16 protein-coding genes are annotated in these 24,296 nt (G+C 42.8%); 5 read left to right on the top strand and 11 right to left on the bottom strand.

Annotation, left to right across the window (positions count from 1 at the left end):
- Window positions 1–37: 37 nt before the first annotated feature.
- The 5 genes from ACFQZX_RS05620 to ACFQZX_RS05600 all read right to left on the bottom strand — a co-directional run bounded on the left by ACFQZX_RS05620 (window position 38) and on the right by ACFQZX_RS05600 (window position 7,963).
- The gene (locus ACFQZX_RS05620; protein WP_377112365.1) at window positions 38–1,021 is read right to left on the bottom strand and encodes a helix-turn-helix transcriptional regulator; all 984 of its coding nucleotides are present in this window, start codon (window positions 1,019–1,021) and stop codon (window positions 38–40) included.
- Between the two features lie 118 nt (window positions 1,022–1,139).
- Window positions 1,140–2,231: a phosphoglyceromutase gene (locus ACFQZX_RS05615; protein WP_377112362.1), complete on the bottom strand. Its 1,092-nt coding sequence runs from the start codon at window positions 2,229–2,231 to the stop codon at window positions 1,140–1,142.
- 54 nt (window positions 2,232–2,285) lie between these two features.
- The gene (locus ACFQZX_RS05610; RefSeq protein WP_377112359.1) at window positions 2,286–3,884 is read right to left on the bottom strand and encodes a SusD/RagB family nutrient-binding outer membrane lipoprotein; all 1,599 of its coding nucleotides are present in this window, start codon (window positions 3,882–3,884) and stop codon (window positions 2,286–2,288) included.
- Window positions 3,885–3,905: 21 nt separating this feature from the next.
- Complete coding sequence (locus tag ACFQZX_RS05605) at window positions 3,906–7,190, bottom strand: SusC/RagA family TonB-linked outer membrane protein (protein WP_377112357.1); 3,285 nt, start codon at window positions 7,188–7,190, stop codon at window positions 3,906–3,908.
- A gap of 185 nt (window positions 7,191–7,375) precedes the next feature.
- Window positions 7,376–7,963 (bottom strand): phosphonate degradation HD-domain oxygenase, encoded by a 588-nt coding sequence (locus tag ACFQZX_RS05600; RefSeq protein ID WP_377112354.1) that lies wholly within the window; start codon window positions 7,961–7,963, stop codon window positions 7,376–7,378.
- A gap of 160 nt (window positions 7,964–8,123) precedes the next feature.
- Here ACFQZX_RS05600 and ACFQZX_RS05595 point away from each other — a divergent pair, with 160 nt between their 5' ends.
- The 4 genes from ACFQZX_RS05595 to ACFQZX_RS05580 all read left to right on the top strand — a co-directional run bounded on the left by ACFQZX_RS05595 (window position 8,124) and on the right by ACFQZX_RS05580 (window position 11,920).
- Window positions 8,124–8,711: a helix-turn-helix domain-containing protein gene (locus ACFQZX_RS05595; RefSeq protein WP_377112352.1), complete on the top strand. Its 588-nt coding sequence runs from the start codon at window positions 8,124–8,126 to the stop codon at window positions 8,709–8,711.
- Window positions 8,712–8,785: 74 nt separating this feature from the next.
- Entirely contained in the window at window positions 8,786–9,490 is a 705-nt protein-coding gene (locus ACFQZX_RS05590; RefSeq protein ID WP_377112349.1) for an HAD-IA family hydrolase, read from the top strand.
- The gene (locus ACFQZX_RS05585; protein ID WP_377112347.1) at window positions 9,477–10,784 is read left to right on the top strand and encodes a DUF5690 family protein; all 1,308 of its coding nucleotides are present in this window, start codon (window positions 9,477–9,479) and stop codon (window positions 10,782–10,784) included. The genes ACFQZX_RS05590 and ACFQZX_RS05585 overlap by 14 nt, the downstream gene beginning before the upstream one ends.
- A complete protein-coding gene (locus ACFQZX_RS05580; RefSeq protein WP_377112344.1) occupies window positions 10,781–11,920 on the top strand; it encodes a TIGR03364 family FAD-dependent oxidoreductase in 1,140 nt (379 codons plus the stop codon). The genes ACFQZX_RS05585 and ACFQZX_RS05580 overlap by 4 nt, the downstream gene beginning before the upstream one ends.
- 205 nt (window positions 11,921–12,125) lie before the next feature.
- Here ACFQZX_RS05580 and ACFQZX_RS05575 read toward each other — a convergent pair whose 3' ends face one another.
- The 3 genes from ACFQZX_RS05575 to ACFQZX_RS05565 form a co-directional block, all read right to left on the bottom strand.
- Entirely contained in the window at window positions 12,126–13,379 is a 1,254-nt protein-coding gene (locus tag ACFQZX_RS05575; protein ID WP_377112342.1) for an alkaline phosphatase family protein, read from the bottom strand.
- A 93-nt stretch (window positions 13,380–13,472) separates the two neighbouring features.
- A complete protein-coding gene (locus ACFQZX_RS05570) occupies window positions 13,473–15,731 on the bottom strand; it encodes a TonB-dependent receptor (protein WP_377112339.1) in 2,259 nt (752 codons plus the stop codon).
- Between the two features lie 76 nt (window positions 15,732–15,807).
- A complete protein-coding gene (locus ACFQZX_RS05565; RefSeq protein WP_377112337.1) occupies window positions 15,808–16,545 on the bottom strand; it encodes a DoxX family protein in 738 nt (245 codons plus the stop codon).
- Window positions 16,546–16,697: 152 nt separating this feature from the next.
- On the opposite strand from ACFQZX_RS05565, the gene ACFQZX_RS05560 reads away from it, so the two are divergent.
- Entirely contained in the window at window positions 16,698–19,316 is a 2,619-nt protein-coding gene (locus ACFQZX_RS05560; RefSeq protein ID WP_377112334.1) for a glycoside hydrolase family 2 protein, read from the top strand.
- 133 nt (window positions 19,317–19,449) lie between these two features.
- Here ACFQZX_RS05560 and ACFQZX_RS05555 read toward each other — a convergent pair whose 3' ends face one another.
- The 3 genes from ACFQZX_RS05555 to ACFQZX_RS05545 form a co-directional block, all read right to left on the bottom strand.
- Window positions 19,450–20,484: a LacI family DNA-binding transcriptional regulator gene (locus ACFQZX_RS05555; RefSeq protein WP_377112331.1), complete on the bottom strand. Its 1,035-nt coding sequence runs from the start codon at window positions 20,482–20,484 to the stop codon at window positions 19,450–19,452.
- Window positions 20,485–20,561: 77 nt separating this feature from the next.
- On the bottom strand, window positions 20,562–21,794 hold the full coding sequence (locus ACFQZX_RS05550; RefSeq protein ID WP_377112328.1) for a sugar MFS transporter: 1,233 nt from the start codon (window positions 21,792–21,794) through the stop codon (window positions 20,562–20,564).
- 103 nt (window positions 21,795–21,897) lie between these two features.
- The gene (locus ACFQZX_RS05545) at window positions 21,898–24,195 is read right to left on the bottom strand and encodes a GH92 family glycosyl hydrolase (RefSeq protein ID WP_377112325.1); all 2,298 of its coding nucleotides are present in this window, start codon (window positions 24,193–24,195) and stop codon (window positions 21,898–21,900) included.
- Window positions 24,196–24,296 lie beyond the last annotated feature (101 nt).

Here is a 24,296-nt window from a genome sequence, read left to right as displayed (position 1 = left end):
AAAGACGTAAAATCAGTCCTATCCGGTGAAAGCTTTATCAAGCTTGAGTAGAAAAGCGCTTTGGGTTAAGACCGTAATGTTTTTCAAAAAGCCTGCTAAAGTGGCTGAGGTTTGAAAAACCTAATTCATAACCTACCTCTGCAACAGAGCGCTTACCCTGCTTTAGCATGAAGGCGGCCTCTTCCATACGTGCCTGCTGATAATAATTATAAATGGTATCCCCAAAGGTTTGCTTAAACAGCTGCTTTAGTTTGGTTTCGCTCATGGCAGCTATCTGCGCCAGCTCACTCAACACCGGCGGCACGCTCAGGTCGTTGAGCATTTCGTTGCGAATATACAATAACCGTTCGGCATCTGCACTGTTTATACTCTGGTGTACATTGCTTTCCCGCGCGGCCAGTTGATGAAAAAGCAGGTAAAGCAGTTCCTGTACCTTGATCTGCATGTAAAAGTGGCTCAGGTTGTCATTCATATTTACTGCGGCTATATTTTTAAGCAGCAGCTTTGTCTCGGCAGCCATGCTTTCAAAAAAAATAAAGGAATTGCCACTGCCGGTAATCGTCCTGATGGTGGAATTGCTGTTATCAATGGCCAGCAAAGCAGTCAGGTAAGCGGGTGAGATAGCTACAACCACATAATGTACGTGATGATTCGCCGGAAAACGTATGGTTGAACTAAGATCGTTAGACGTGACCTGGATAGCCGAGTCGTCCCGCTGAGAAAAAAGCACAGGCGGACTATCATTAAACGCGATACCAAGCGCCTGTTCATTACTGTAAAAAAAGATAGTGATCAATTCGTTGCCAAGCCCGGATGCATTTCTTTTAATGATCAGATCTTCCTGAAGTGTATATCGGTGCAACGTTATCTTAAACTCTTGATTAAAGGAAAGTTTCCGTATGTAACCTTCACCCAGTCGCTCCGGTATAACCAGCAGATCGTTGCGTACCGGCGCTTGTATATATTGAGCAAACCTTGTAAGGAAGTCAAAATCCGGCGTAGCTGAAAAACTAAATATCATGCAGTCAGTGCGTAACTTAAAAGCAAGCTTACGAAAAAGACAACTAAAATGTGCGCTACCAAAAAGTAATTTTAATTTTTAAAGAGACTGCTCTTTTTGAAGCAGCCTCTTTATAGCTTTACTTTAAAACCGTCTTTATAGCGTCACCAACCTCATGGCCTGCATTTTTTTCAAAATCAAAGCCAAGCAATAAGGCTATTGTTTGCGCCAATTGCTTATGGTAAGTTGTGGTTGCTGTCTTTACTTCTCCAAGCGGCGGGGTATCGGGGCCAATAACGGCAAACCAGGTTTGCTCCGAGCCTTTTACTTCGGCGCCATGGCTGCGCCAGGTATCAATGGGCTGCTCGCCCCTGCCATGGTCGCAAGTAATTAATAACGTTGTTTTGTCTTTATACACCGGGTCTTTTTGTACTATCTCCCACAGGGTTTTAATAAAACCATCTTCCTGCTGCGCACGCTCCAGGTATGTTTTGTAGTTCCCATCATGCGCCATATCATCGGTTTCATCAAAAGCCATATAAAGCACACGTGGTTTATACTGTTTCAGATATTCTTTGCTAAACTCATAAGTAATAAAATCAGAGCGTGTAGAGTCGCCAAGATATTTAGGTGTATCATGCTGCAGCTCATTAAGGTACTTTAACCTGGCATTAGCATCAGCATTTTTCACGTCCGCATACCCGGAATAAACCGGCAAGCCGGAGCGCCCTATATTCAATATCTGCGGAAAGCGCTCCCACGATGAAAATGCTACTACTTTACCCTCAAAGCCTTTCTGCTTGTTAATAAATTCCAGCACATTCATGTTTGGATTGGTAACAGGGTCGTTGGTGTTCATCCGCACATCAGGGAAACCGGTAAATATCTCATTATAGCCCGGGTAAGAAAATTTGTACGGGTTAGCTACTTCATCTTTATTACCTATATCGCGGTTACCATATATCTGTCCTTTACTGCTAACAACCGACCATAAGAACGGGAATAATGTTTTACGGCGCTCAGCAGCACTTTCTGCCCAGAATTTCTTTTTAACCGCCTCCTTATCATTTGTGAATTTGGAATTGATAAGCGCGGAATCCGCACCGCGGAAAACATCCTGCCAGCGCATGCCGTCAAGGGTTACAATAATAATATTTCGTGTTTTAGTTTGCTGGGCGCCTGCAACTGATGCAAGGGCAACACACGCCAGCAATAAAATAATTTTTCTCATATCGATAGATAAAAAAAACGGCCGTTATTGCTAACGGCCGCTATCATTAAATCACTATTTAAGTATCCACATAACCCCGTTAATATCATCGTTACCATTAAACTGCGACTGTAAAGCGCTTTGGTAATTAGCAGCATTGGCAGTACGTTCGGCATCATGATACTTGAAACGTTGCGCTATACGCGAGCTGTTACCGGTACCCGGGCCGGTTGTAAACTCGGGCACACCTGTACGGCGATAATTGAAGTATGCTTCCAGCCCTGAGTGGCGGAACAACGCGATGTACTTTTGCCTGAGGATCTTGGTTAATCCAGCCGCGTCATTTGTATACTTAACATTTGCCTGGTTATAGTAAGTATTAAAAGTAAAACCTATCGGGTAAGTATCGTAGTTGCTTTCAACCTTTACGTCTGTAGAACCAGGGCGATAAAAGTACGCGCTGAAGCCGCCTGTTTCAGGGATGCCATAAGATGCCATAGAAGCTTTTATACCGTTCATGTAATACGCTTCGGCATTGCCGCTCGCCCATCCCCTGTTAATACCCTCGGCAATATTGAACATCAACTCAGGGTAGCCAATCTGGATGCTTGGCTCGCCGGTATAAGTTGAATAAAAATGCTTACGGTTTATGAATGAATACTTTTGCAAGCCTGCATTATTATACATATCACCAAGGTCTTCTCCCGGGTCGGCACCAACAAAAGATGAAAAATCGGTAGGGCTTTGTTTTTTCTTATCAACCAGGTCGCGTGCCGGCTCGGCAGTGACGTAAACGCGCGGGTCTTTAAGCTGAGTTAACAAACCTACGTAGGTTGAAGACATATTCTTACGAGAGCCGCTTTGCCCGAAGTTATTCGGGTTCATGGGGTAAAAATTAGTTGGCGCTACAAATGTATATTGCATATTATCTCCGTTGCCTTCCATTAACGGATACTTTGCAGGGTTATTTATAATTGCTGCAAAACGCTCAGCGATTTTCAGGTCGGCATCAGATGTTTTTTTGCTCAGATGTACAAGCAGGCGAATATTCAAGGCATTTACGGTTTTTTGCCATTGTTTAAGGTTATTGCCAAAGTAAATATCGTTAGCTAAGGTAGCGCCCTGGCCTGTACCAAAATCATTAGGTTTTGCTATTAGCTGGCCCAGATCGCTATTTGCGCTTTCCAGCCATTCCAATGATTGCAGCATAACCGTTTTCTGAGTATCATATTTTGGCTCTAAATTGTCCAAACCTTTCAGGGCGTCGGTCATTGGGATATCGCCCATTTCCAAACTCATTTTACTGAACAGGTATGCTTTGAAAAATTTACCAAGCGCCTCATACGGGTTGATAGCGGCACCACCTGTAGCGGCGGCCTGTTTCTCCATAGCTACTACGTTTTTTAATGTAGTGTAATAATCGTCGCCGCCGCCAAAGTCGTAACGGTTATTGCCATAATAGTCATAATTGTAAAGGTAATATTGATCATATACCTCTTTTTGGCCATCGGGTAACTCGGCAATATCGTTCAGCACTCCGTTGAAGAGCAATGATGCCGGAACGCTGCTGGGCAGGTTTGTGTTTTGGGTAAGCTCGTCAAAGCTTTTTTTACAACCCGTTACTGAAAGCAGCAATGCTGCTGGCAGTATATATTTTTTTAATATGGTTTTCATGTTTTACTGCTGATCAGTTTATTAGAATGAAACATTTAGATTGAAACCGTAGCTACGAATAGTTGGCGATTGCAGGCCCGTTAAGCTTGTAGCATAGTTATACTGGTCAAGATCCACGTCTTTAAAGCGTTTATCTTTATAGAAATAAAGCAGGTTACGGCCGTATACAGATATTGAAGCCTTCTGAATGAATGTTTTTTGCAAAAGCTGTTTAGGGAAATCAAAACCAATGGTTACCTCACGCAACTTAGAGAAGGTTTTGCTCATCAGGTTAGCTTCATCAACGTTGTAATATTTACTTACGTAATCCTGCACAAAAGCCTTTTTGCCATTTGGTGCATATTTAAGATCGCCATAATTCAACACGGCACCTGTGTTTGAGTCATAATTGATTACACCACCGTTAGATATTTGCACACCTTCGCCAATGTAACTGCCTGCATACCCGGCTTTACCGTAGTTTAACCAGTCCTGGTAACGTGCTGCACCTAATGCGCCCTCGGCGGTTTCTATATTAGCACCACCGCGCATGGTTTTATTGTGCATGTAATCTACAATCACGCCGCCAACAGAACCATCAAACTGGAAGCCCAGGCTGAAGTTTTTATACTGAACTTTATTGTAAACGCTCCACTGGTAATTGGCGTTCATGTTACCCAGATATTGCGGAACCGGGTTGCTTAGCGGCTTGCCGGCAGCATCATTAATGATCTGTCCGTCTGGAGTTCTAACGAAAGCACTACCGTATAATTTGTCTGTACGGTCGCCTTCTTTAAAAAAGGTTTGATAAGTAGTCTGGCCTGCAGGCAGTTCTTTGTAAACATCTTTAAAAGTAGATACGTTAACCAATACGTTCCAGCTAAAGCCGCCAAGGTTTTTAATTGGGGTACCTTGCAATGAGCCTTCGTAACCTGTTTTCTTGGTTTTTAAGGCGTTTACATATTCAATTGTATATCCAGAAGCCGTTGAAATGGTATTTGCTAAAATCTGCGGACCATCGATATACTGAAACGCAGTACCGCTAAAGCCTAAACGGTTTTGTAAAAACTTGATATCAAAGCCTTCTTCGTAGTTTACGCGTGTAGACGTTTTGATACCATATTGGAACAGATAGTCTGTCGCGTAACCAGCGGTTTGGCTGTTATATGGTTTACCTGTTGAAAACGATGTGTTTAACACATACGACGGACCATTGTATGGAGAGTTGTAAGTACTACCATAACCCAGTGGATTAGTCATTAACGGGTTACTGGTGTTTGGGCTGCCACCTAATGCAGTAATTGAGCTGAATGGTGCGGGGCCAATTGTTGTAGATGTTGCATCAGAACGGATATTTGAGTAAGATGCCCTGCCTTTTAAGAATGTAATAAACTCAGGCAAGGTTACATAATCAGACACCACTGTTGATAATGACAAGCTTGGATAAACATACGTGGTTGGAACCTGGAATGCAGAAGACTTGTCGACACGTAACGTATGCGACAATGTAGCGTACTTGCCAAAGCTTGCATCTAAAGAGTAGTACGCACTCAGAACACGCATATCAGACGTAAAGTTGGAAGACTGTACAGGGTTCATGGAGTTACTGAATGAGTATACGCCCGGTACGTTCAGGTAATCGGTAGACGTCCAGTTAGAGTTGTAACTCAAATTACGTATGTTACCACCAACCAAACCCGATAGGTTAAAGAATTTAGCTATGGTATAATCATAATTGATCATCAACTCCGTGTTATTGTCAAACAGGTCGCGGCGGTCTTCGCGGTAATCGCCCAGGTTGCCTTCGCGGCCGTAAGGGTGGGCAGAGTACGGCATTTTTTCTGTACGCAGCAAATTGTAGGTATCTATCTGCGAGCGCAGGGTGACGTTTAAGTTGTTATTGATTTTAAAGTTACCAGACAGATAGCCTGTAGTGTTATTCTTGTAATGCCCGCGTGTCCACTCTTTAACCATTAACCATGGGTTATGGTAACGTGTATACTCAGCAAATTGCGATTGCACACCCTCTTTTCCTGGCTGCCAGATAGCTTTGATATCAGGGGCGTTAACATCCCAGTCGGCACCTGTCCATACAGCTACGTTATAAATTAAGCTGTTAGGGCCATATTGAACGTCAGGGAAGTTATCTGTGGTCTGGCGGTTAAAATTAACGTTACCCTCAAATTTCCAGCGTGGGTTAGGGTTAAATGACGCGTAAATGTTAGCGTTGGCTATATCCAGGTACTGTTCTGGTATGTAGCTGCTTTGATGTTGCTGCGATGCCGAAAGACGAACGGTGTAATTATCGCCGTTAGCACTCAAAGAAACGTTGTTGTTGGTTTGATAACCTGTACGCAAAAAGTTTTTCAGGTTGTTGGCACCACGGGCAGTATATGGAGTTGGCTGGCGAACACCGTTGATAACCGGGCTATCATACTGTTCTATCAGCTGGCCGGCAAAATAAGGGCCCCAAACATCGTAATCGGCATCTACACCACCTGGCGCGCCACCTTTACCGTCAACAAATTTGTAGAAAGTATTTTCACCGGCACCGTATGAGTGCTGTACACGAGGAAAAGCCAGGAAGCCATCGTTAATAACGGTACTGCTGTTTATATCAACAGTAAGGCCCTTTTTGTTTTTGTTGCCTTTTTTAGTGGTGATCAATATGGCACCATATTGCGCACGGTTACCGTATAGTGCAGCTGCTGCAGGGCCTTTTAGCACCGTATAGCTTTCAATATCATCAGGGCTGATGTTATAGGTATCGGTATTGATAGGAAAGCCATCAACCACATAAAGCGATATCTGGTTACCACGCAGCCTAACGCTGGGCGCGCCTAAAAGCTCGGCTGAGGGGCCTACCGATAAACCAGCAACTTTACCGGTTAAACCGGTAATAGGGTTAGGGTCGCGGGCTAAGGTCAGGTCCTCACCGCTAACAGTTTGCACGGCATAACCTACACGGCGGGTTTCTTTTTTAACACCCAAAGCGGTAACAACTACCTCGTTAAGGGTTTTGTTATCACCTTTAAGGTTAATAACCATGGTTGATGATGTACCCACTGTAGCTTCCTGCTCTGCAAAGCCTAAAAATTTGAAAACCAAAACCTGGCCGGGGCTTGCAGTAATAATAAAGCGGCCGTAAACATCAGTTGTAGTACCCTGGTTGGTACCTTTAAGCATTACACTTACACCAGGTAAGGGCTGCTTAGTCTCGTCATTTACTGTACCTGTTATCTTTGTTTGGGCAAACAAAGCACCAGGCAGCAGGCAGCACATTAATGCAATGGCCAGCCTTTTTAAATTGAGGTAAAATTGTTTCATCTGCTTTTAAAATCTGTAGTTGTTTAAGTTGATTTTATCGGCAGCAATAGTAAACTTTGTTTATTATTTATAAACTAAGTTTAAATTAAGTAAACCTTAAAGTTTTATTCAGGAAATATTAAGACAGGTGTAAATTGATAATACAAAAACTATATGTACATTAAACTGGCTTAACATACAACTATTTAAAGCGCAGCATTTTGTTTTAAGTAGCTCAAAGCCATTTGTTTAAGGCGCTTTACATTAGTAACTGGTATATGTTCTAATTTAGCTTCATCGTCCCAATGGCGAAAACGAATAATGAGCTCCTTATCAGGATTAGCTTCAAATTCCGCGGCTTCCGCAGCGCTCATCACCCCACCCTGAAAATTTAATGTAGCACGGCTGGCAGGCGATAACTTTTCGTAATAATCAGGATATTTAAAAGTAAGGTATCGCTTTGCAATTACATGCCCCTGTACCAAACGTGCAAGGCGCTCGGAGAAACCCAGGTTAAGCAGGTAATCGGCTCCAAGTTTCTCATGATCTACATTGCCCATGCCATCCATGCTCTGCGCTTCACCTTCGGCAGCACAAAGGTGCCCTATATCATGAAAAAAGGCTGCTAATATTACTTCGTCGTCATAACCCTCGGCTTCGGCCAGCGCGGCAGCCTGGGCCATGTGCTCCAACTGCGATACAGGCTCGCCTATATAGTCTTCATCTCCATGCTGCTCATATAAGGCAAAAATCTGTTCTACTACCTTTTCCGGGGTTTGTGATGTTAAGGGCATAACCATAGTTTGCAACAAAGCAAATGCTTGTATATTATATTGATGTTACGGCTGTGTGATTAAATTTATAACCATAGCCTTAACAACCTTAACATAAAAATTACTTGTTGTATATCCATATAATATATACTTTGCTGCCGCCAACCAATTATAAGCACTAATGGAAGATGATATACTTATACAAATAAGTAACCGGATAAAAGAAAAACGCCGCGAGAAAAACATCACCGTACAGGAACTTGCTACCAGGGCCAACGTAAGCAAAGGGCTTATATCGCAGATAGAAAACAGCCGCACCATACCGTCGCTTATAGTTTTAATAGATATCATCAGGGCCCTGGATATAGATTTAAACGCATTTTTTAAAGATATAAAGCATAAAGACCACAACTTTCCGCTTGTAATCAAAAGAAAAAATGAGTACGAGCACTTTGAAAAAGAGGATGCCCGGGGTTTTAGTTACCAGCGCATTTTTACACAGCTTATAAAAAATACCACTATTGACATTGTTATATTAGAACTGGCACCAGATGCCAGCCGCCCGCTTGTAGAGACCGAGGCTTATGAATACAAGTACATCATCAGCGGCGAAATAGAATACCTGTTTGGGGATGACAGCACTTACCGCCTCAACCAGGGTGATAGCATGTTATTTGACGGACGTATGGCCCATACCCCTCGTAATATAGGAACAGGTACTGCCAGTATGCTGGTCATTTACTTTTTTGAAGATAATACAGCCACTTAAAGTAATCTTAACAAACGCTTAGTTTATAATTAATAAACATAGTTTAAAATTGCTAAACCAATTTTTGATTTAGCATGTCTGTTAAACTTGTAGTTTTTGATATGGCCGGCACCACGGTCGAAGATAAGAATGAAGTAACCAAAACTTTTAAAGCCGCTTTAGCCAGTTACGGTTATGATGTACCTGCCGATATCATAAACCCTTTAATGGGGTATGAAAAACGCTCGGCCATTGAGCAAATGCTGCGCCTGCACGAGCCGGATGAAAGCAAAATCACCGCCCAATTGATAAGCAACATTCATCATGAGTTTGTAAATCAGATGATAGCTTATTATGAGCAGGCTACTGATCTTACCGCATTACCGCATGCCGAACAGGTAATGCAGACGCTGCATGAAAAAGGCATTAAAATAGGCCTTAATACGGGTTTTTCAAAAGCGATAGCTGAAAGCATTATCACTAAACTTAAATGGCGCGAAAAGGGGCTGTTTGATTTCCTGGTATGCTCTGACGAGGTTGAAGCCGGCCGCCCTGACCCTCACATGATCAACCGCATGATGGCAGAAGCCGGTATAACTGATGCGCGGGAAGTGGCTAAGGTTGGCGACACTGAAGTTGACGTACGTGAGGGACATAATGCAGGCTGTAAATATGTAATTGCTGTAACAACAGGCGCGTTTACACGTGCGGCGCTGCAACCTTATAACCCTACCCATATTATTGATGATCTGGATGATGTTACAGCTATTGTAACCCAAACCGCCGATGCAACTGCTTGATCAACTGAAAAAGCGGCTTGCCCACCTGCCTTATGGCTTGGTTTCATTCCTGGCAGGGCTATCGGCATTTGGTGCATATACGTCAATGTACGCCTTCAGAAAAGCTTTTACTGCAGGTACTTTTACAGGCCATCAATATCTGCATGTAGATTACAAGGCCTGGCTGGTTATAGCACAGGTATTAGGCTATATGCTCAGTAAATTTTACGGCATACGTTTTATAGCCGAAGTAAAAGCAAAAAGCCGTGGCAAAAACATCCTTACACTTATAGGCATATCATGGCTGGCGCTGCTTGCCTTTGCTTTTGTACCGGCGCCTTACAATATTATTTTCCTATTCATCAATGGCTTCCCGCTGGGTATGATATGGGGATTGGTATTTGGTTACCTGGAAGGGCGCAAGGCAACAGAATTTATGGCTGCTTTGCTTTCCATCAGTTTGATATTCGCATCGGGCTTTGTAAAAACCGTTGCACGCTCGCTAATGGCGGGAATACATATCAACGAGTATGTAATGCCTTTTTTAACCGGTGCGGTATTTGTTTTACCATTATTGCTGTTTGTGTTGGTCCTGGAATGCATCCCCCCGCCAACACAACAGGACAAACAACTACGTACCGAAAGGTTACCCATGAGCGCCGATGAGCGAAAGGCTTTTTTATTACGTTTTTTACCTGGAATCATACTTACAGTAATTGTATATCTGCTATTGACCATTATGCGCGATATACGCGATAATTTTGAAGTTGAGATATGGCATGGGCTTGGTGTTAAAAGCAACACTATATTCACCAATATCGATTCTATTATCTCGGTATTTGTGCTTGTTGGAATGAGCTTGCTTATCCTCATTAAAAAGAACCTCAGGGCATTCAGCGTAATCCATGTATTCATTATAGGTGGCTGCCTGCTTGCCGGTATTGCAACCCTGTTATTTACTATAGGCAGTATTGGCCCCATAGTATGGATGACCTTAGCGGGGCTGGGTTTATACTCTGGCTATGTGCCGTACAACGCTATATTTTTTGAGCGGATGATAGCGTCCTTTCATTATAAAAGCAATGTTGGCTTTATTATGTACGTGGCAGATGCCATAGGCTATCTGGGTAGTATAAGCGTATTATTAATTAAGGAGCTGGGTAACCCTGGTATCAGCTGGCATATATTTTTTAAAGATGGCTTGATAGCGCTTTCTGTCATTGGTACTATAAGCGCTACATTTTCCCTGATCTATTTTCTGCAAACTGCACGAAAAGAAAACCCTGGTAAACAATTAAAATTAACTACAGCATGAGCAGCAGATCGGCCATTGTGATTGGCGCTGGCATTGTGGGTTTAGCCACAGCAAGGGCATTAGCTATAAGAGGTTATAAAGTAACTATTTTTGAGCGGAACAAGCGCGCAGTCGGCGCATCCATACGCAATTTTGGAATGGTTTGGCCAATAGGCCAGCCTACCGGCCCATTGTTTGACCGCGCCATGCTTTCGCGCAGCATCTGGAAACAAGTTTGTGCCGAAGCGAATATCTGGCATGATGAGGTAGGTTCGTTACATTTAGCCTACCACAACGATGAACTGGAAGTAATGGGCCAATATGCTCAGGTAAACTCCGGGTTAAGAGATTGCGCATTGCTGACTGCCGGGCAGGCGCTGCAAAAATCAGCAGCGGTCAATCCCGATGGATTGAAAGGCGCGCTTTGGAGCGGCACAGAAATCATAGTTGAGGCACGCGAAGCCATTGGCAACATTGCAAAATACCTGGCGGAAAAATACGCTGTTGAATTTTACTGGAATACTGCCGTAAATGAAGTTAATGGCTCAACCGTGCGAACAGGCCATAAAACCTATCAGGCTGATGAAGTTTTTATTTGCAGCGGCGTTGAATTTGAGACCCTCTACCCCGAGCTTTTTGCAGCCGCGCCTATAACTAAATGCAAACTGCAAATGATGCGTATGGCTGCCCAGCCCGATAACTGGCGTATAGGCCCCGCGCTGTGCGGCAGCTTATCTATGGTTCATTACCCGGGCTTTCAGTCGGCAGCCTCGTTACCTGCCTTGCGCGAGCGTTATAATCAGCAATACGCCGAATACCTGAAGTGGGGCATACATGTAATGGTATCGCAAAATCAATATGGTGAACTAACCGTGGGCGATTCGCATGAATATGGCCTTGTTCATGATCCGTTCGACAAGGAATTCATCAATAAAATGATCGTTGACTATCTGCATACCTTTACCCGCCTTAAGGATACCCGTGTAATACAAACATGGAACGGTATTTATGCCAAGCTTACCAACGGGCAAACCGAACTGGTACTTGAAGCAGAGCCGGGTGTAACCATTATCAACGGGCTTGGCGGCAACGGCATGACCTTGTCCTTTGGTTTATGCGAGCAGTTGATCTCGGCACGGGTTGATGCAGCGGTTTAAACCTTCCGTTTAAAAAAGCGGCTGTCCCGGGTTGAGACAGCCGCTTTTTTATAACTCTTTGATTTTCAATATATATCGGCACTGACAATGCTTTGTCAGCCAAAATTTGATCGTCCTGATTAACAGAGCTTTATGCATGTTCACAATGTTCACTTGTGTGTTCGTGAAAACTTCATTTATCAAGCTTTTTTAGCGTGAATGCCTCTTACTTCTTTTGCTCAACCACCATCCACTTGTTAACGGCGTTGTATTTGCCTTCTATACAAACTTTGTATATATCTGATGGCATATCTTTTACGGGTATAAGGGCATGTTCAGTATCAGCGTTAAACTCACCTGCTAACTTATAATCATCAGGCTTACCTTCTTTTACATTATTGGTTGATGAAACATAGATCTTCACTTTTTCTCCTTTGCCTAAAGCCTTCCAGCTAATATCAAGGTTACCTTGCACCAGGTTTACCTTTGGATCTGCTACAGATAGCTGCCCGGTAAGGCTTACACCATCAATTTCTCTTTTATACTTTTCAGGGATACTGATATTCATGAAACGGGCTATTGATGGCATAATATCAACAATACCAGGATAAAAATATTTTGAATACGCATTAAGATTTTTAGCGTTGGTTACCATCCAGGTTGAGCGCTGCCGGGTAGATTGCCCGCCGTGGCCTTTTCCATCTTTCTCGCTGCGGCCATGGTCTGTAGTAATATAAATCACCCAGTCCTCATTAAACTTTTGCTCACGATATTTTATGGCTTGCCAAACCTTGCCTACCTGGGCATCCAGCATTTGTATAGCAGCGTAATATTGCGGGCTATCGCCATACCTGTGGCCCATATCATCGGTGTATTCCAGGTAGATCCATGACAAATCCGGCGCTTTGCTTTTTATTGCAGCGGTTGCCTCTTCAATTACTTTTTCATCAATGCGGTGCATGTAAGCGCTTTCCTTATCGTGCTTAAAATTTACGGTATCCAGTTCATAGCCATCAGCGCTGTAGTCAACATGCAGGTTATTGGTTTGCGGCAGGCCATCTCCTACCAGTTTGGTGCGGTTATCCTGCCAGCTGGAAAAAACAGCGATTTTTTTATTCGGGTACTGGTCTTTAAATAACCTGAAAATAGTAGGATAATTATAATTAGGCGCTTTGATATCATTATCCCAAACGTTGTGCTTATTTACCCAGGTGCCGGTGAGTAAGCTATTATAGCCAACGGCGGATATGGTTGGCGTTTGGCTGTATTCGCCTTTATCGCCGCCAACATGTGCCCGCAGGTATTTGCCTTCTTTAGCTACAGCATCAATATTAGGTGTTGAGATTTTTTCGATCACATCAGCCGGAATACCATCAGCAATAATAAAAAGGGCTTTATGGGTTTTACTTTGCGCAGAAACATCAGCGGAGCCCCCCATGCAGACTGCAAAAACTATTGAATAAAATAATGTACGCTTCATAACAAAAATTTGGGCAAAAATAGCAAGCAGTATATTACTGAATGTTATGGCAAGGTTACCAAATTTATCTTACAGCAGAATATCAATCGTTCACTATTTAAAGAAATAGCTGAAATGAAGTACCGGTAAAAACCTGGTACCTGCTGTAAACGCAATGCCATCAACTACCGGCTGATTTTTTAACCGTGTAATTGTTTCAAACTGGGTTTCTTTCCATTTTACGTTAAACAGGTTGTTGACTGTTAAGCCAATTTCATACTTAGGCTTAGTGTAGCTAATTACCAGATCATTTATAAAGTACCCCTCTGCCGTCAGGCTATAATCTTCATTTGCGGGGCGGTTACCCAGCCAGCGATATCTTAAACTACCATTTAAGCCATTTTTTAACATAAATGTAGCGCCGCCGGTGCTGCTCCAAACCGGTGCCAGGGGGATGTAATTTTGGTTAGCAGGTACATCAACTGCACGGCCATGCGCATAATTAACATCCGCATCAAAATATACATTGTTTACCGGCTGGTACCTTGCCGAGAAGTCAAAACCAATACGGCGGGTAGGTCCGCTGAATTCAACAGTGCCCCCATCACCTGCGTAAACGTATTCGTTTTGTAAATAACTGTACCATACGGCAGCGTTTATTAAAACGTTATCGGCCGGCTTTAGTGATGTGCCAATATCGGTACCGTAAGCCGATGGCAAGGTTTGCAAACCCTTTTCCGCCACCACTACACGGGCATCGTTAGAATGGAACCCTTTACCTAAAAACCAGTAAAGCTGCGCCTTTTTGCTCAGCTGATAACTCAGCTTCAATTTCGGACTTATAATCTGATTATCGGCCTTATAAACACCAGCGCCATTCACTGTATTATCTGTCGCCAGCTTGTTATTGTATCTATAATAAAACTTATCAAAACGCAAGCCTGGATTAATGGTAAAACGCGGGCTTACCTGTAAAGTCTCGTCCAGATATGCCCCGGCACTTGTTTCGGTAATGTCGCCAAGTTTAATTGGATCAAGCAAAGTAAAGTTATTGATGGTGTGCGATAGCTCCGAATTTTCAGTAGCGTCATGGCGGGCATTTAAGCCAAATTCACTGGTTAGCTTGCTATTGCCAATATAACTTTCATGTACATAACTACCGTTATATCCGTATAAGTTGCGTGCTTCGCGCTGGCGTATCTCATCGCCGTTAACAGTATCTACCAGGTAAAAAGTAAAATTGGTGTGCAGATCAAACTTATAACGGGAATAGTATAACTGATTTTTAAGCACATCACGATCAGAAACCGTAGTTACTAATTGCGCATTAATATTTGTGCGGGATGTTACACCACCTTCATTTGGATCGAGGGCGCCAAAAAAACCTATTGTACCATCATTTACTGCACTTTCAGGTATCTGGCCTGATGCCTTCCATTTGCTGTACATAGTAGAAGCTGATACGCTAAGCCAGTTATTAGCGCTTAACCTGCCGTGATATTTCGTAAAAAAGTTAAAACGGTTAAAATGCTGCGGATTGTCGAAATAGCCGTTACTATACCTGTACTCAGAAGCGGCATAGAATGATTGATTGTTAGCCCTTGCTTTCTCATTTAGAATATTAGCCATACCCAGCACGCGGTAAGTATCATAAGCGCCTGCTTCAGCTTTGATCAGATTATCGCTAATAGCGTTAGCTGTATGGAAATCTACAAAACCGGTTACCGCAAGGTCGCCTTTCCGGGCGTTGTACATACCTTTTTCGTAAGTAGTACGCTCAATGGTTTCTGGGATGATAAAATGGCTGTCGGCATAACCTTGCCCGTGCGCTTGCGATACCATATTAATGGGCATACCATCCACACTCATGTTGATATCCGTACCATGATCGTTATCAAAACCGCGCAGGAAGATCTGTTCTGCTTTACCCCCGCCCTGATGTTGCCCTATGAACAAGCCGGGCACAATACGTAAAACCTCCTGGGCGTTTGATATGCCTCTTAACTTTATATCTGTCTCACTAATAGTTTTATAAGGATTAATATTGCCCGCCGATATCAATACATCCGCCAATTGGGTACTGTGCTGCGACAGATAAATAACTCTGTTCTGTTTAAATTGCCCAACCGTATAAGTTTTTTCGCCATAACCTATCGCCGAAAAAGAAAGGCTTGCTAAAGACACCGGCATTTTCTTAAAGTAAAACCGACCGCTTTCCTGAGTTTCTGCGCTTTGCCCTGATGGATTTATAGTTACAGTAACTCCTTGTAACGGCAACCTGGTAAGGCTATCAAGTACAATACCTTGAATGGCCTGCTGTGCATAAGTTTGTATAGATAATAGTAGAGATGCAAATAGTAAAAGTTTTTTCAACACGAATCTATATTTCGCGCAAGATTAGGAAATTATTTTTAAAGCCATCAAAGCGTCTTATTATCGCTACTACAATTCACTTATGATTTAAGCTATTAACAGCTTTATTGTACTGTTCCAATGCTTTATCCAGCGGCTCGCCTTTGCTATGAATACAATCGCAAAACACCTTACAGACGTCCTCGTTCTTACTGGTCTTGCATTGCGCCCTGCAATCATTAATGGTATTGCGGGGCATAATGCTGTACACATTCCGTAATGTAAAAATCAAAGCTATGATGGTTATCATTATTACGGCAAAAAATACTTTCGGAAATTTCCTGTCTACTATTTGCCGCGAACGAATAAACTGATGCCGTTGATACGGTAATATAAATTTCAACCTGTCGTAATCCCAGCATAATAAATACAAATTGCCTAAAACCATTAACGGTGATGTTATCAGCGACCCGTCAAAGCGTACTGATAAGGATAAGATGCAGATATTTAAGATTATAGGAAAATAAAGCAACGCTCCTAAAAGCGCCGTACGGGGTATCAGTAATAAAACAGCTGCGGTCATTTGTAAAACTCCAATAAACGTATAGTAATAACCAGTATGGAATAGTGCCTCAAGGTAATGGCCCATCGGGTGATTGTTAGATAACGAGGTAAAACGCTCACCCAGTACTTTAACCAATCCTGAAGGAAAAAAGCCTGCAGCCAGTGCAATCCGTAAAAAAACAGCAAAATATTTAAGCCAAATATTACTTTTTGCTTTAGCATGTAGACTGTCGAGCGAAGATGATAGTTTCATATATAAAGTACTTTGCATTTCAAAGTTAAAATATATTATTGACTCTCTCAAGCATACAGTATTCCTCACATATTTATAAATTGTATGAGTAGTAATATGCAGAATAATTAATAAATCGATTTAGCAAAAAATTGTTATTATTGTGCTGATTATAAAACCTATTCTTTTAGATGAAACGATACATACTTTTGGTTATACTTTTAAAAGTATCAGCTATAGTTAATGCCCAGACTACTTTTCAATTAAAATGGAAAGTTTTCCCTCAATCAACTAACCGGGTAACGGCTAAAGTCATTTCAACATTTGGTTTCAGCCCGCAGAGAGCGGTTGATGCAGTAGTGCCAGGTACTGTTTTTTACTCTTATGTAAAAGCAGGCAAAGAGGCCAACCCCGATTATGCCGATAATATTTACAAAGTTGATAAAGCAAAATACAACCAGCCTTACTGGTACCGTGCAGAGTTTTCGTCGAAAGGATTAGCCAATGGCAAAAGGCTTTGGTTAAACTTTAACGGGGTACACAAACGCGCAGAAGTTTACTTTAACGGCCATCATATAGGCACCATACAAGGAATTGTTCAGCGTGGGCGGTATGACGTTACTGATCTGCTTAACAGCGGTAAACCAAATACCGTTGCTGTATTAATCATCCCTCCGCATGCTGATTACGGGTTGGCTAACCGACAAGCACCCACCTATTTAAGCAGTGGCAGCTGGGACTGGATGCCGGCGGTGCCTGGCCTTAACAGCGGTATTACAGATAGCGTCACAGTAAGCGTTACAGGGCCTGTCAACATACAGGATACCTGGGTACAAACTAAACTGCCAAATAAAAACCTTGCAGAATTGACTGTGAGCGCCGATCTGAAGAACAGCACGCAACAAGCGGTTAGCGGTAAACTTAAAGTGACCATACAACCGGGAAATATAAATATTGATAAACAAGTTACTGTTGCTGCCAACAGTAGCCAAACTATAACTTTAGATAAAAACGCTTATCCGCAGCTGAATATCAGTAACCCTAAATTATGGTGGCCAAATGGTTACGGTGATCAAAGTTTATATACTTGTAAGGTTGCATTTGAGAGCGACAAAGGATTATCCCATGAGTTGGATCATAATTTCGGCATACGTAAAGTTACATCTGATACCACTACCCTGAAAGGCCCTATGCGCGTTTATGTAAATGATGTGCCCGTACTTTTAAAGGGTGGCAATTGGGGAATGAGCGATTACATGCTAAAGGTACGTGGCAAAGACTACGAACCGCGTATCCGTTTTCATAAGGAAATGAATTTTAACATTATCCGTAACTGGACCGGCGAGGTTACCGACGAGGCGTTTTACCAGTATTGCGATAAATATGGTATCATGGTTTGGGATGATTTTTGGCTGAACAATTTTGGGCCGATCGATAGTATCGAAAACTTCCGGGTAAATGCAGTTGAGAAAGTAAAAAAATTCCGTCATCATCCATCAATAGTTATATGGTGCGGTGCCAATGAGGGGCTTCCGGGCGGCGATACCACCGGAGCGTTAAGCATGGCCATCAAAAATGCCATTATAGAAAATGACGGCGACAACAGGCTTTACGTGCCCCGGTCAAATGCGGGCGCTACCAATCTAAACTTTTCTATACATGGCGGCAGCAGGGCTTTATCAGGCAGCGGATTATGGAGTAATGCAGATCCTAAAACGTACTTTACCGATCCGCATAATGGCTACCTGTTCTCTAAGGACTCGTGGGGCATGCGCAGCGAGTTGGGCACCGCTACGTTTGTGAATGTAGAAAGCTTTAAAAGGTTCATGCCCCGGGAATACTGGGTGGCACCGACGGAGCAATCTGTAGATAGCAAAACCAATATGTGGGCCAAACATTACTTTAGCACCAACGGCGAATTGGGCGGAGGTGCCGAACCGGCTAAATATATTCGCTACATCAACAAAAGTTATGGCATAGCAACCTCGCTTGAAGATTTTTGCAAAAAAGCGCAGATGCAAAACCTGGAAACCATGAAAGCCATGTTTGAAGGTTGGAACGACCACATGTGGAACGATGCCACCGGTATGCTGATATGGATGAGCCAATCTGCCTACCCTTCCATGATATGGCAAACATACGATTACTATTACGACCTGACAGGCGCTTACTTTGGCGCTAAAACCGCCTGCGAACCTGTGCATATTCAATGGAACCCGGCAAACAACGCTGTAAAAGTGATCAACAATAAAGCTTATGACATTGATGACCTTACGGCTACTGCGGAGGTATATGCACCAAACGGAAAGTCCATACCTGAATATACCATAAATAAACAGCTTACAGCGAAGGCTTCTTCGGCTACAGAGGCGTTTATTGCCTTTGCCGGAAGAGATACATCGGCCCTGCCGGATGTTTACTTTTTACGGTTAAAACTTTATAATGATAAAAAACAGCTGGTATCTGAAAACTTTTATTGGCTTGGGAAAAAATATCTGGACTATACCGCTTTGAATGAAATGCCATCTGTCGGCAGTTTCTTAAAGGTTAGCAAAGTCAAAGTTAAAACTGCGGCTAACGGCATAAATAAAGTACTTATTTATACCGTAACTAATAATTCTGCGGCTACCGCGGCCTTTGGTATAAGGGCACAGCTGCTTAATAATGCTGGTGAACAGATATTGCCTGCTTTGCTTAGTGATAGCTATTTCACCTTAATGCAAGGCGAAACAAAAAGGTTGGAGGTAGAGGTCAACCCCGCGCTTTTAACTAAAGGATATGTTTTAAAAACCCAAGCATATAACAATTGACCTTATACAAAACATTTGGCCAGGTATCTGTTGTGTTATGATGCTTAATACGGAAAAATACAATAATACCTGGCCACGTTTAAAGCTTAAAATACTACAATATACAAACCAGAAGCTTTGGCCGCAGAAGTAACTACTGTGCAACAGCGTCCGAAAGCCGTTTAGACGAGCGGCGGATGTTTAAATTTGTTGAGAGGGTGATTTTTTGTGTGGTTTGGTTAGCGTTAGAGTCCAGTTTTTTTAGCAACAGGCTGATTATATTATCGGCTATATCCTCAATTGGTTGCGCAATTGCTGTAACCGGGGGAGAATAAAGCTTAAAAACATCATAATCATCAAAAGAAACTACAGCGAGGTCATCCGGAACCTTTAGGCCCAGTTGTTTGATCACCTTAAGGCCGCAAGTGCCAATATGGTCAGTACCAAATAACACGGCATCAATACCAGGATTTTTCTTTAAGTAAGCTGTAAGCGGTTCTATGATAAGATCCTCGATACGATTAAAATCTATTTCTTTTATATATGGTTTCAGCTTTTCTTCCTTTAACGCGTTTTTGTAACCGTTAACACGGTCAAGCATTTGGGTTTGTTCGGAAGAAAAGGTAATAAAGGCAATCTTGGTATACCCCTGTTCCATTAAATGGCGGGTAGCGTTATAAGTACTAAACTGATTATCAACCACTACATAATCGGTATCTATATTAGGCAGGTACCTATCAAACATTACAACCGGCAACCCGCTTTTTATGATGTCCCTCACATCTTCCTCAATATCTTTAGGCGGGGCCATAATATAACCATCCACATGCCTGTCCCTAAACATTGTGATCAGGTCCTGGGTTTTATTTGTATCATTATCTGTGCTGCAATAAATTATGCGGTAGCCCTTTTCATAGGCACGGTCTTCAATAAGGCGGGCTATATTTGCAAAAAAGGGATTGGAAATATCTTCAACCATCAAACCAATAATGTTTGACTTGCCTGTTCGCAGGCTTTTAGCCAGCGAATTTGGTTTATATCCAACTTCTTTAACAAGTTTTAGTACGCGCTCAACTAATTCCTCGCTTATTCTTTTCTCCTGCGCCCTGCCGTTTAATATAAATGATACAGTGGTTTTTGAAATATTTAAAGCGTTGGCAATATCAACAATAGATATTTTTTTACTCATACTAAACCGATTTATGAAAGATGCAATGTAAAGTAAATTTTTAAGTTTTAAAATACCCTAAAGGGTAGGATAAGTGTTTAGCGTTTTCTGAAGCTGTTATAGCTATAGGCAAACGCAAAAATAACCGCGTAACAAATAATAGGCAGCAAATACGATGTGGCTACGTTTTTATTAGCAATTAGCCCCATAAGCGGCGGAAATAATGCCCCGCCAACAACCCCCATCACAATAAATGATGAACCTTGCTGGGTATTTGGGCCCAGGTCTTTTAAACCCAGGCTGAATATAGTAGGGAACATTATGCTGAAGAAAAAGTTGATCATGATGAGAGCCGCGAAGGATACCCATCCAAATGCCTGCGACACGATGATACACATAATGATATTACCCAGCGCGAAAATTGCAAGCAACCTGTTAGGTGCTATATATCTCATCAGCAAGGTTCCGGCAAAGCGGCCAATCATCATCATAAACAAACTGAAGCTGAAATAATAAGCGGCTTTTTCATCGGTAAGATGAACTATTTCATGACCATAATTGATAAAAAAGGCCCAGGTGCCCCCCTGAGCTGCCACATTAAACAACTGGGCTATTACAGCAAATACAAAATGCTTATGCTGAAAAAGCTTCTTGGTGACCTGCGGTGTCTTGCCAACGGCATAGGTGTCGGTAGCAACGGTATGTGGGTCTGTAAGATTTGCAGGAACCTTTAAAAACGAAAAGCTTATACCTACCAGTGCAATGATAATGCCTATGGCAATGTACAGGTGTTTAACGGCTATCAGGTCCTGCGAATGCCCGGCCTCTGCCCTTAAGATAAAGTAACTGCCGATAAGAGGCCCTATGATACCACCAACCCCGTTAAAAGCCTGCGCAAAGTTTATACGCTGATCGCTGGTGCGCTGATCGCCAAGGGATGCCATAAATGGGTGGGCAACCGTTTCTAATGTAGCCAACCCGCAGGCCAGTATAAATAACGCTATCCTGAAAAAGTTGAATGACTCGGCATCAGATGCCGGCACAAACAGGAAAGCACCGCAGGCATAAAGTAACAATCCTAATTGAACGCCCCTTTTATAACCAAAACGTTTCATGAACAAACCTGCCGGGATACCCATTACCCCGTAAGCCCCGAAAATAGAAAATTGCACCAGGCCCGATCGTGATTTGGAGATATGCAGCACGTTTTGAAAATGCTTATTAAGCACATCGCCCATAGTCATGGCTACGCCCCATAGCAGGAAGAGCGAAGTTACAAAGGCAATAATGATATAATACCTTTTTTCGGTGAATTGGGGTTCATTCTCCATTTTGGTTAAATAATTGGTTCACAATTATAGCATTATGGTGCATTGTAAACAATCAAAAGCCGCTTTTTATTATGGCAATAACCAAATTAGACAACCTGACAAGTCAGTTCTTTTTACCGCTGTTTTGTGCAACAGATACAGAGAAAGGACGATCGGCTTTTGCAAGCCCACGCTTGTAGGCCGGTTTATTACCCATAATAAAACGCAGGGTTCCCCCGCTTGTTATGCTACTATGATTTAACCAGTTATGTGTATATGGCTTACCATTAAGTGTAGCCGATTGGATGTATACATTTTGCCTGTTGTTGTTATCGGCCTGTATAATGAACTTTTTACCATTCTCTAAGGTAAGGGTTACTTTTTTAAACACAGGGCTGCCAATAACATATTGATCCGTACCGGGGCAAACGCTGTAAATACCCAATGCGCTTAACACATACCACGACGACATCTGGCCCTGATCCTCGTCACCGGGATAGCCGTTTTGGGTGGAATTATATATCTTATCCATTACCTCACGCACATGCTGCTGGGCTTTCCACGGCTGGCCTGCATAATTATACAGGTAGATCATGTGTTGAATAGGTTGGTTACCATGAGCATACTGACCCATTTTTATCAGTGCCATCTCAGTCATTTCATGTATAACAGACCCATATCCGCCGGGAACAATAGTAGAGGGCTGTGAAAAAACAGAGTCAATTTTATCCGTAAAGTTTTTATCGCCCCCCATCAGATTGATCAAACCCTGCACATCATGAAAAACAGACCATTGCCAGTGCCATGCATTACCCTCGGTATACGGGCCACCCCATGACAGCGGGTCAAATGGTTCTACCCATTTTCCATCTGCGTCTTTAGCCCGCATAAAACGTGTGCCGGGGTCATATAAGCTTTTATAGTTATACATGTTTTTGCCGAAGGAGGCCATGTACTCTTTATTCCCTACCGCTTTTGCCAGTTGGTATCCACAAAAATCATCATAGGCATATTCCAATGATTGAGCTGTTGCACCCTGGGTATGCTCGGAGTAAGGCACATAACCGTTTGCGTTATACTCCTTGGCGTTGCCACGGCCGTTAGCACCTCCCCACGGGCCTTTGTTATTAGCCTCGTGATAGTAAGCCTTAAGCGCCTGCTGGGGGTCAAAAGTACGGATGCCTTTAACCCAGGCATCGGTTAACAACGATATAGCATGATTCCCTATCATCCCTCCTGTTTCTGATGGGAAAGACCATGATGGCAACCAGCCGCACTGCTCCTGCGCGGCCAGCAGCGCCTGCATATACTGCCCTTCCATTTTTGGATGAAGAATTGTATTGAGCGGAAACTGTGCCCTGAAGGTATCCCAAAATCCATTGTCGGTATACATATAACCGTCGTGTACCTTACCGTCATACGGACTGAAATAATAAGGCTTACCTGCTTTATTTAATTCAAAAAAGCGATGCGAAAACAGGTTTGCGCGATAAAGGCATGAGTAAAAGGTAGCCTTTTGCTCCTCTGTACCGCCCTCAACAAGCACCCGGTTAAATAACTTGTTCCATATTTTGTGTGATGCCGCCCGTGTTTCGTCAAAGGTTTTAAATCGGCCAAGTTCTGTACTTAAGTTTAAGCTTGCCTGTTCCGGGCTGATGTATGAGGATGCTACCTTTGCCTGTACTATAGCGCCAGGTTCAAATTCAATATAGGCCCCTTTTCCTTCTCCTTCATCTGATGTGTTATTAGCATTGATCGTACCTTTCTTATTCTCCCAGGTGCCATAGCTTTTAAACGGTTTATCAAAAACTATCTCAAAATAATTTTTGAAATTTTGTGGGGCCCAGCGGCAGTTATTCACCCAGCCGGTTATTTTTTTCTCCTGTGGAAAGATATGCACGTTGCTCATTTTGGTATAGCCATCCAGCACCAGGTAAGCAGGCGCCGATGCAGGAAAGGTAAACCGCAGGTGTGCACCCCGCTCGGTAGTGGTAATTTCTGTTACAATATTATTATCAAGCTTAACTTTATAATAATCCGGATGGGCTACTTCGTTACTGTGCGAGAAACCTGTAGCTCTGTCATCATCTGTTACCACCAATTTCCCCGTTACCGGCATCAGCGAAAACACGGCATAATCATTAACCCACGAGCTACACTGGTGCGATTGTTGGAACCCTCTGATCTTACTTTCAAAATATTGATACTTCCATCCCTCTCCATTTTTACCGGTTTGGGGAGTCCAGGTATTCATGGCAAAGGGTACACTGGTTGCCGGGTAAGTATTACCGTAAGATAATTCGAACTTGCTGTTAGTACCCTGCAAGGTATTGGCATAATGCACAAGATCTGGGGTTTGGCCAATAGCCGGGCCGCTAAGCAGCGTTAAAGTCAGAATTTTTAAAAAGAATTTATTTGGCACAGAAATAATTTAAAAGGTTTATATGGTTGCCAGCAGGTCAAAAAACACCCGGAACGTAATCCGTCCCGGGATGTCAGACTTATATTAATCAACTAAACCAA

The organism is Mucilaginibacter litoreus, from assembly GCF_042676805.1.
Classification (GTDB): domain Bacteria; phylum Bacteroidota; class Bacteroidia; order Sphingobacteriales; family Sphingobacteriaceae; genus Mucilaginibacter; species Mucilaginibacter litoreus.
This window is presented reverse-complemented; position numbering and strand designations above follow the sequence as displayed.

Bases quoted from the DNA above. Each gene is read 5' to 3' on its own strand.
- ACFQZX_RS05605 (WP_377112357.1), bottom strand. From the start codon at position 7,190: ATGAAACAATTTTACCTCAATTTAAAAAGGCTGGCCATTGCATTAATG.
- ACFQZX_RS05580 (WP_377112344.1), top strand. From the start codon at position 10,781: ATGAGCAGCAGATCGGCCATTGTGATTGGCGCTGGCATTGTGGGTTTA.
- ACFQZX_RS05620 (WP_377112365.1), bottom strand. From the start codon at position 1,021: ATGATATTTAGTTTTTCAGCTACGCCGGATTTTGACTTCCTTACAAGG.
- ACFQZX_RS05600 (WP_377112354.1), bottom strand. From the start codon at position 7,963: ATGCCCTTAACATCACAAACCCCGGAAAAGGTAGTAGAACAGATTTTT.
- ACFQZX_RS05610 (WP_377112359.1), bottom strand. From the start codon at position 3,884: ATGAAAACCATATTAAAAAAATATATACTGCCAGCAGCATTGCTGCTT.
- ACFQZX_RS05550 (WP_377112328.1), bottom strand. From the start codon at position 21,794: ATGGAGAATGAACCCCAATTCACCGAAAAAAGGTATTATATCATTATT.
- ACFQZX_RS05585 (WP_377112347.1), top strand. From the start codon at position 9,477: ATGCAACTGCTTGATCAACTGAAAAAGCGGCTTGCCCACCTGCCTTAT.
- ACFQZX_RS05565 (WP_377112337.1), bottom strand. From the start codon at position 16,545: ATGCAAAGTACTTTATATATGAAACTATCATCTTCGCTCGACAGTCTA.
- ACFQZX_RS05560 (WP_377112334.1), top strand. From the start codon at position 16,698: ATGAAACGATACATACTTTTGGTTATACTTTTAAAAGTATCAGCTATA.
- ACFQZX_RS05595 (WP_377112352.1), top strand. From the start codon at position 8,124: ATGGAAGATGATATACTTATACAAATAAGTAACCGGATAAAAGAAAAA.
- ACFQZX_RS05590 (WP_377112349.1), top strand. From the start codon at position 8,786: ATGTCTGTTAAACTTGTAGTTTTTGATATGGCCGGCACCACGGTCGAA.
- ACFQZX_RS05575 (WP_377112342.1), bottom strand. From the start codon at position 13,379: ATGAAGCGTACATTATTTTATTCAATAGTTTTTGCAGTCTGCATGGGG.
- ACFQZX_RS05555 (WP_377112331.1), bottom strand. From the start codon at position 20,484: ATGAGTAAAAAAATATCTATTGTTGATATTGCCAACGCTTTAAATATT.
- ACFQZX_RS05615 (WP_377112362.1), bottom strand. From the start codon at position 2,231: ATGAGAAAAATTATTTTATTGCTGGCGTGTGTTGCCCTTGCATCAGTT.